The organism is Rhodococcus sp. 15-649-2-2 (genome assembly GCF_002258645.1).
Lineage (GTDB): Bacteria > Actinomycetota > Actinomycetes > Mycobacteriales > Mycobacteriaceae > Rhodococcoides.
In genome coordinates, this window is the sequence record NZ_NPFM01000044.1 from 1 (window position 1) to 8,633 (window position 8,633).

The 8,633-nt window shown below is 59.8% G+C and carries 6 protein-coding genes; all 6 read left to right on the top strand.

What is annotated here, in order from left to right:
• Positions 1-169: 169 nt before the first annotated feature.
• The 6 genes from CH305_RS28580 (at position 170) to CH305_RS28605 (ending at position 8,363) form a co-directional block, all read left to right on the top strand.
• Positions 170-1,546: a site-specific integrase gene (locus CH305_RS28580; protein WP_249277140.1), complete on the top strand. Its 1,377-nt coding sequence runs from the start codon at positions 170-172 to the stop codon at positions 1,544-1,546.
• 35 nt (positions 1,547-1,581) lie between these two features.
• A complete protein-coding gene (locus tag CH305_RS28585; protein ID WP_143545336.1) occupies positions 1,582-3,363 on the top strand; it encodes a hypothetical protein in 1,782 nt (593 codons plus the stop codon).
• Between the two features lie 842 nt (positions 3,364-4,205).
• Entirely contained in the window at positions 4,206-5,453 is a 1,248-nt protein-coding gene (locus CH305_RS28830; RefSeq protein ID WP_141216344.1) for a hypothetical protein, read from the top strand.
• Positions 5,450-5,884: a hypothetical protein gene (locus CH305_RS28595; RefSeq protein ID WP_094610795.1), complete on the top strand. Its 435-nt coding sequence runs from the start codon at positions 5,450-5,452 to the stop codon at positions 5,882-5,884. Before CH305_RS28830 ends, CH305_RS28595 begins: the two co-directional genes overlap by 4 nt.
• A 711-nt stretch (positions 5,885-6,595) precedes the next feature.
• Entirely contained in the window at positions 6,596-7,705 is a 1,110-nt protein-coding gene (locus tag CH305_RS28600) for a matrixin family metalloprotease (protein ID WP_094610794.1), read from the top strand.
• Between the two features lie 160 nt (positions 7,706-7,865).
• Complete coding sequence (locus tag CH305_RS28605) at positions 7,866-8,363, top strand: hypothetical protein (protein WP_008720607.1); 498 nt, start codon at positions 7,866-7,868, stop codon at positions 8,361-8,363.
• The last annotated feature ends 270 nt before the right edge of the window (positions 8,364-8,633 follow it).

Sequence of the window (8,633 nt, forward strand, 5' to 3'; positions counted from 1 at the left end):
GCCACGGTGAGCGCTATGTTTTGTGCACGGATGGACAGATGTCCACGTACTGTTGCCCACCATGCCGAAACCTGGTTGGCGTGTTTGTATCACTCCACACGAGTTGGTGCCGCGGCCAGCGGTTCCGGACACAAATTTGGAGTGGCCTGGGTTCGCGCGGCCAGAGTTGGTGGCCGGCACGCCGTTCCTCATCGACCCGGTATTCGAGTACGACGTCGAACTAAATGCCTTCTTCAGATCAGTCGATATGCAGACGAAGGCGCGCAACACCCAGGTGGGCTACGCCCGCGATCTAGCCGCGTTTTTGAACTTCGTTGCTGTCTCACGAGACAGAACTCGTTGGCGCGACGTCAACGAGGCTGACCATCTGGCGTACTGGCGCTGGCGCAGGATCGACCCCCAAGGGCCGCACATACAAGGTGCGACATGGGACCGAGAGGTTGCCGCAGTCGACAAGTTCTACCAATGGCAGGTCCGCGCGGGCCACATATTGACAAACCCTGTGCCGCACAGAGTTCGACAGCCAACACCGTTCGGCGCGGGCTTCGTCCGTCATGACTCTTCGACCACAACACCGGCAACCTACTCGCACGATGCCGCGACGGATCGTATCGAGTGGCTCCCACCCCAGTCCTACCGTTTGTGGCGCGATGTCGGGATTCGCGGATATCGCGCCGACGGTGTCCACGACACCGGGTTTCGCGGTCGCTGGGCGGCGCGCAACGCGTCATTCTGCGACTTGATGGTGCGCACCGGGATGCGGTTGTCCGAGCAAGCGGCGCTGACGGTATTCGATGTGCCCGCAGCTCGCAGTCTGGGGGGCTATCAACGTTTTTGGTTGCCGACGGCCATCTCCAAAGGTCGTTCGGCCCGCCGGGTCTACGTTCCTGAATCCGTGATCGCCGACCTGATCGGGTACGTGACACTCGATCGCGCGGAGGTCGTCGACCGCGCACGCGCCTGCGGACGGTACGAACAGGTTCGCCGCCCGCTCGTGATCCCTGATCCGCATTCGCCGGTCGTCGTGCAGACTCGGTCCGGTCTGAGATCGACCGTGAAAGTTTCCAACCTCGATGCCGACGAGCGCCGCCGTTTGCTCATCGACGGGCCCGATGGTTTGACGCCGGCCGCGTTCTGGCTGTCGGAGTTCGGCACCCCCATGGCGGTCTCGACCTGGAAAGACATGTTCGCAGTCGCCAACACACGGTGTCGTCGAGCAGGAGTTCCTCTGTCTGCACATGCTCACCTCCTGCGGCACACGTTCGCGGTGGTGACTCTGGAACAGCTTCAGCGCGGACATATCAGCGCGATGACTGAGATGACTGCCGAACAGCGAGGGCAATGGACACAGATCTTCGGTGACCCTCTGGACTGGGTGCGACGTCGGCTCGGGCACCGCTCCGTGGTGACAACACAGATCTACTTACACGCGCTGTCGGAATTGGAAATGGAAACGCGAATGATGTTGGTGCCCAACACATGGGAAGATCCCCGCGACACTCCACTCGATGTCTTCGACGTCGCCACTGAGAACAAAACGCAGTGAGCGGTCGCGGCAGTACCGGGACCGGGCGCCGCGCGATGCTCCCATCTGGCCTGTACACACCGACCGAAGGCGAACACGCCATCGCCTCCGGCCTTACGGTCCGATTCTATGGTGAAGACGGCCGGACTCTGCTGGTGGACGTCGCGAAGATGGCGCTGCCCGGTTGGCACACGGCAGTTGCGGAGGCTCTGTCCCTTGCCCTCGGGCCGACAGGACGCAGCAGAACGCTCAGCTCAGCGAAGGGACTGGTTACGAGGGTGCGATCCATGCTGCGATCCCTCTCGGAACTGCGGGATCCGCCGACCGGACCACCGTTGCTGGAGACCGCCCACCTCCAATCTGTCTACAACCAGCGCAGAGTAACGCAGAAGGACGTCTACGCCTGGCGAGGCATCGCACTTTTCGGACAGTTCCTGACGTTGCCACCGCTGGTCGATACGGTGAATTCATCAGTGATCGACTACACCTGCCGCCAGATCGGGCAGACCCGGATTGGCCAACCTGGCTACTCGGACGGAGAGTTCGATCGTATTCTCTCAGCCGCTCGGTCTGACATCACCGCATTGCGCGATCGGATTCGACTCTCGGAAGCTGCAATAGGACAAACGGGTGAACGGGAAGGCTTGGAGGGCGACAAAGAGCTCGTCGCGATTGCGGAATCAGGAGTCGTACCCCCGAGCCGGAGCTTCAGCGCGCACGTTGTCAGACTGGAGCTTGCGAGCCGGCTCTATATGACGATCCGGGACCTCGCGCCGATGCTCGTGTTGATGGTGGCGCTGACCGGCCGCAATATCGAAACCATCAAAGAGCTCCCCTGGGAACACAGAATCCTGGAGACACGCGCCGTCGAAGTTCGTGTCATCAAACGCCGCCGCGGCAATCACCGATGGTTCGAGACCGCGACGTGGGAGATCGGGCCACCGGGTCGCGAACTGCACTATCCCGGCGGTCTCTACCTACTGCTACACGAACTGACCACTCGCAGCAGGAACACTTCTGGCAGCGCATCCGTTTGGTCGATCTGGCGTAGCGGCCACAACACCGGCCTTCGCGGTATCGAAGAACATTTCGACCCATTCGCTCGCGAACTGACCGCAACAGCAATCAACCTTGCCGGATGGCGCACCCGGCATTGCCTCCACGCTGACGTCGTCGACGGAACGCCCCCGGCTCCGCTTGCGGTCACCGGCAACCGGATCAAGACCACGGCAGACGTGCGCCGTACCAAACAGATCGGCGGTCACCTCCCGTCCGCTGCCCGGAGCAACACCATCCCGGTTCTGTTCCGGAACTATCTACGCGGAGACCCGACAACACAGGAATGGGCACACACCGTTGTCGCGGCTGCCGTCAGCGACGCCGAATCGAGCGCTCTGGCAGCACACAGACGAGCGCTGCACGTTGCCGGAGGCACACTGAACGTGCAGCCGGAACGCTCCACCACCGATCCCGATGGTGAAACCCCGTCGACGCATGCAGACGCAGCCGATACCGCCTGGTCAGCGTGCCGGGATCACGAACACCATCCCGCCACCGGGAGAAGCTGTCGCGCATCGTTTCTCGACTGCTTTCACTGCGGAAACTGCGTGGTCACACCGGATCACCTTCCTGGACTGCTCGGATTGCTCGATGCGCTGGCGGCCCGCCGCGATCAGCTGTCGGAGGCCGATTGGTGGGTCCGATACGGACCGACGTGGGCGGCCATCCGCCATGACGTTCTCTCGAAGTTCAATCGGTCCGAGATCCTGGCGGCAACGGAGATCAAACCCACCGATGCACTTCTCGATCTCGTCGAATCACCATGGGAGCAAACATGACCAACGCCCACCCTCAACCGTCGACGTCGCATCCGTTCGACGAACGATGCGTATTGAACGGGCGGCCGGTGCGCCCGGAGACAGAACTCAGCCGAGCTTCCCGATTCGTAGACGACGTCTGGGATCTCAGTCCAGCTTTCTTTCAGCAACATCATGTTGCTCTGATCCTCGACTTCACATCCGTGCCATCTGTCTATCGCACCGTGGCCAAAGAACTTTTCATCGGGCTACTGGGCGGGCCTGCACCCGCCAGAGGACGCGGCTTACCGAAGGTAGCAACGATTGCCTCGATGTTGCCCACGCTACGCCACTTCTTCTCCTGGCTCGCCTCGCGACCCAACCTGCGCCAGCCGCTGCTATCGGAGTTGCAACCTTCCGATTTGATTGCGTACCAAATGCATTTGCTCGCGACGCAACCCACTCTCACGGTTCGTGATCGCTATCGCAGTTCGGTTCGGTCGCTCTATCGCTACCGCGGACTCATGGTTACCGATCAGCTGACTTTCGACCCGTACCACATCGATGGTTGGAGCGAGTCCGGCGACAGGAGCGGACCAGACAACGCGACCGCCAGAATTCCGGAGGCGGTGCTCGGACCCCTACTCACATGGAGTCTGCGATTCGTCGATGAGTTTGCATCGGACATTCTCGCGGCAGACCGCGAGTGGCGACGAGTTCGATTGGGACAAGGGTCAATTCCGCCCAAGACGAGACGATGGGTCAAGGAGGAGCTGGACCAACTCATAGCTGAATACCGTGCCGCGGACCGCCCACTACCGGGGCATAACGGACAACCGAGCATTCGCCACCTGTCCCGCATGCTTGGATGCGATCGCACGACCTTGCGGACCTACCGCCACCTCATCGAAGACACAGCTCGACTGGTCGGGGTCGACAACGACGTCTCGTGTGACGTGGTGATCAACGGACGGATCAACGGGTCCCCCTGGATCGACCGCATCCTGTTCAATCGACGTGATCGTCAAGCCGGGATCTTGCACCTGCTGTCGGCGCTGAGCGCAGCCTGCTACGTCATTATTGCGTTCCTGTCCGGCATGCGTGACAGCGAGATCAAGCATCTGCAGCGGGGCTGCATCAGCGTCAAACGTGACCCTCACGGCAGGCCCTACCGGTGGATGATGACCAGCCTCGCGTTCAAAGGTGAACGCGACCCCACCGGAGTGCAAGTGACCTGGGTTGTCGGCGCTCCGGCCGCCCGCGCCGTGGCGGTCCTCGAACTCCTCCAACCCGGTAACGAAACCCGGCTGTTCGCACCCTCAACTCATGGCACCGCAGTGCGGATCGGCAAAACCGCCGCCCACGTCAATTTGACCAAGACCACGAACGACCACATCAACAATCTGGTGTCCTGGATCGACGGCTATTGTCGCGCACATGGTCTCGCAGAGAACATACCGGCTGTGAATGCCCAAACCTGGCGGCTGACAACCCGCCAGTTCAGACGAACGCTCGCCTGGTTCATCGCACGCCAACCCGGCGGATCCATTGCCGGAGCAATTCAATATCGCCACCAAGCTGTCCAGATGTTCGAGGGCTACGCCGGCACATCGGATAGCGGTTTCCGCGCCGAAGTCGAGTCAGAGGTGGCCCTTGCCCGAGGGGAGGGTCTGATGGCAATGATCGATACCCATGAACACACCGATCTCGTTGGACCCGCCGCCGACGAAGCCCGCCGACGTCTGAGCGAGCTCGAGTCGAATATCCGATACCAAGGACAGGTCGTCACCGACCGGCGTCGGCACGACCGCTTGATACGCCGATTCGACCCAGCAATCTATCCAGGCCGATACGCCACCTGCGTCTACGATCCGGACAAGGCACTGTGCACACGCGCACAGAACCTTTCGGGCCAGAACGCGCCGACGCTCGGTGATTGTCGACCGCTCGAATGCCGCAACGTCGCGCTCACCTCAGGCAACCTCGACGAGTTGCGTTCGGAGAGCTCCGATATCGAGCGCGAGCTCGAACGAACACCGTCGCTGCCTCCGTTGCTGCAGCATCGACTACGGCAACGGAGTGAGCAGATAAATCAGTTCGTCGACCGACACGATCCGAACTCAATCCGATGAGTAAACGCATCGACCTCCCGAGCGAGCAGGACGTCCGTCGAGTGATGACAGAGCACCTCGAAGACGCAGCATCGGCCGGCGGCCGCGCCACTGTCATCGGCCTTGCCCGTCGACTGGGTCTGTCCAACGCAACCTTCTGGCGGCACTACCCCGCTATCGCTGCCGAACTCAGAGCCGCTTCCGTCGCAGCTCCCGTCGCCACACGGCATGACGACCGGACCGAACTCCTTGCCTCCAACAAGCGCGTGCAACGAGACAACGCGGCGCTGACTCAAGACCTCACCCTCGCACTGGCCGTCATCCAGCGGCTAACACTCGACAACCACGCCCTACGGAAAGAACTGGAAACAACGTCAGGGGTGATCTCCCTGCAGTCACGCTCGAACTCCGCGGACGCTGTCGTGGGCGCGTGTGGCCGGCAGGACCGCTAAGCCTCGATAAAGCTGCAAGATACTGGCGTCGGGGAGGAAGTATCCTCTGACCAGAATTGATTCGAGTTCTCACACAGCGAATCAGACCAGACCACCGAGTATGTTCACCGCTGTCCTTTTTGAGATGACTCGTTCAGCTTTTGACGTCGGACGGCAGATACACCAACGACAATGCTTGCGATCCCAGCCATGAGGACAAGCGTTGACAGCGGGTCAAATTCATGAGTCTCCACACGCGTGTCAAAATCCTGTGCAGCGCAACGCACGACGACCAGCGGTAGAAGGGGACGACTGGACTCGACGTCGACAGCCCCCGGATAAGCATTCTCGCAAATCTCTGAGGCCGAGCGACCGAGCCCAATCTGGCTGGTCGCCCCAAAAGCAACACCAACGAGCAAGACGCCGACTAGAACCAGCAGGACAGCTGGCCGTAGCCACCGAGAACCTGTATTGCTCATGCGTTCGAAGTCTAGCCGCCGTCGAGTTGGCGGCGGTCACGGTGACCGAATTGTGACCAAACTCGTGTTCGCGTGCCTCTCCAACGGTGGGCAAACTGACCGTACTGTTCGGTTCGTCCTTGATGCCCTTCACTGTGGGAGCTCCATGAAACCGAGCAGGTTACCTCTCAAGTCGCATATTGGCGATCCAAGCCCATTGATCAATGTCCGCTTCAGGCAGCATCGGACGCGAAACTAAATTGTCGCTCGAAGAATGTCACTTATCGGTGCGTTAATTACATCCCTTGCATTGCTAGTTTCTACACCTGGCGTTGCGAACGCCGATCAATTTCGCAACAACCAGTGGGTCCTCGGCTCCATCGAACGCGAATTTATCGATTTCCTTTCGGGCGCTAACCAATACGGCCAAGGCGGCACCTCGAGTATCGGAGAACCCACCAGTGGCGAGCTCTGGGCAGGAAACAGCAACGAGGGGCGGTGGCAGGAATTCGGGTTCACGAATCGCATTTACTGGTCGCCAAATGTCGACCCAAATAAAGGTCGTCAAATCGGCGGCTTGATCATGAACAAGTGGCTCAATTTGCCATCGCGTCAGTACAGAACGTATGTCAACGGCCCGTATCAATACGAGAAGCGAAGCGACGAACGTGGACGACTCGGCTACCCGGTCACACGTGAGAGCCCTGCTTCGGGCGGGCGATACAACAACTTCCAGGGCGGCGCGATTACATACAAGTTCGGAGCCACATCCGCCTATGCCACCTGGGGGAACATTCGCGATCAGTGGGCTGCGCAGAATTACGAGCTTGGACCCTTGGGCTTCCCGAGCAGTGATGAGTACCTGTGTCAAGATGGAACAACGTCCAATGATGGTTACGAGTCATATGGCGCTTCCGGACAGAACTTCCAGAACGGCCAGTATCTGACGTCAGGACGCAAGCCGCCGACATTGGGCTACAGCTCGGTCCTCTTCTCCAAACTCACCTATCAGTCATCTTCCCAATACACGACCGCAATTTCGCAGGCATCCACTGCTTGGAATGCACTTGGGAGCGTCCAGGTTACCCCCTATGACCCTGTGAACCCGACGCTCACTAATGTGGAAATTTCCGACGCCAACCGTCCGGACGTCACATGGGCCGGGCTATACAGCAACACCGACTTTGGGGTGGACACTATTCAAATGAATACAGCGAAGCTCGGTAACGCCAGTAATCAACGGAACGTTATGACACACGAGATGGGTCATGCGCTCGGTTTGGCGCACAACTGCAAAAGTCAGCTGATGGATCCGATTTCAAACTCATCGGTTTTTGCGCCGCAGTTCATGGATCAAGCCGCCTACCGTCAACTCTGGGGATGACATGATGAAGGTCAGAAGTTTAGGATCAAAGTACGGCAGGGTGGGCGTTGCGAGCTTATTCGCCTGCATTGTATTAGTTGGCTGCAGCACTTCGGCAGGCACGCAACCTGGAGATGCTGGCGCGACTGCCAGCGTGACTACGCGCACACAAGCAGTGGAAATGGACTCGGCTTTCGATGTGACAGACCCTCAGCAGCTTGCCGGTTGGGCCGACGCGGTCTTCGTCGGAACAGTGATTGAGCAAGTCGGTACGAAGGCAGTTGGGCCGTTTCCCGAGACGCAGTTTTCTGTTGAGGTGCTTCAGACCCTAAAGGGTGACGTCGCGGGCCAAATACTCGTCAATCAGCAAGGCGGGTATGGCACCGACGGTACGTTGTACTTACTGGACGATGACCCACTGATCGAGCCGGGAGCAACATACCTTATGTCGGCTGGCTTCTTGCCGTCCGAAAACTGGTACACGGTCGCTCCACGCGCGGGCAAAGTGACGTTGTCAGCAGAGGAAGTTGCTGCCGTCAGCGATGGAACTGCGCGGCGATCAACCGATGAGCCAGCGCCGGTCGCAACAATGCGAGATGCCATCGACAACGAGATTCCGTTCGATCCGAACCGCGAATCGGAGCCCGTCAGCTCCGAACCGCCAGTGCCACCAAGGTAGGTGTGTGTGACTTCAGTCGACTGGACCGGAAGCTGATCTTCACGTCCCACCAGTGCAGTTCGGGGGTGTATGCCTTATTCCCGAACTGCACTGACGTTTTAGCCTGTCTTGGCTGTCGACGGGCCAAATCCTCATCCGCGTTGGCTCCGCTACAGCGGCAGCTCATGGTCCGAGCCTGATTCGGGCAGGTATCGAACCTCGTTGGTGATGGCCCGAAACAGCGGGAGACTAATCGGATGCACAGTGGTCAGAGGCAAACCCCGTCTACAA